Source organism: Kitasatospora nipponensis, from assembly GCF_039528135.1.
Taxonomy (GTDB): Bacteria; Actinomycetota; Actinomycetes; order Streptomycetales; family Streptomycetaceae; genus Kitasatospora; species Kitasatospora nipponensis.
In genome coordinates this window covers 1-730 of record NZ_BAAALF010000686.1, presented here as the reverse complement: position 1 = coordinate 730, position 730 = coordinate 1, and the positions used below count along the sequence as shown (strand labels likewise).

Annotated in this window: 1 protein-coding gene; it reads right to left on the bottom strand. The window is 69.0% G+C overall.

The window, feature by feature from the left end:
* On the bottom strand, positions 1–730 hold a 730-nt coding region (locus ABD323_RS42715; protein WP_344447434.1), incomplete at both ends, for a right-handed parallel beta-helix repeat-containing protein.

Below are 730 nucleotides of genomic sequence, written 5' to 3'. Positions count from 1 at the left end.
GGTCGGTGGGCAGCAGGCCAGGTGCGGACTGGTCGGCGGAGTCGGTCGAACCGGAGAGCTCCGTCGGCACCACCGAGCTGTTGTTGCCCCAGCTGCGGGAGAAGCCCGGCAGCTCGATCAGGTCGGCCGTGCCCTGCCCGGTGGCGGCCGCGAAGGCGGCCTGAGTGGCGTACTTCTGACCGGCCCAGGAGTACACCGTGCCGCCGGCGCAGGTGGCCAGGCTGTTGTGGTCCGCCTTCGTACCGGGTGCGGAGTCGGCCGACACCGTGATCTCGACCGGGTCGACCGGGTTGCCGTCGTAGTGCTGGTCGGAGCAGGCCACGATGTTGTTCTTGACCGTCGAGCCGGACGAGCCGCCGTCCAGCACGATCCCCCGGTCCTTGTTGGCGGCAAGGGAGTTGGAGGTCACGACCGTCCCGGGCGCGCCGGTGACCCGGATGCCGCCCTGGTGGTTCGAGGTGAGCGCGTTGGTGGTCAGCACCGCCCCGGTCACTCCCGGGTCCACCACGATGCCGGGGCCGAACGAACCACCGATCCGATTCCGACTGACCGTCACCTCGGAACTGGTCCCGGTGATACACACCCCGGCCTTCGGGGCGTGGTCGGCGGAGCTGAAGAGCATGTCGAGGGAGTCGACCACGACCCGCTGCGACTCCTCCACCAGCACGCCTTCGGCGGCGCTGTACTTCGTGATGAAGTCCCGCACCGTCACGTCGTGAACGTTCTTCAG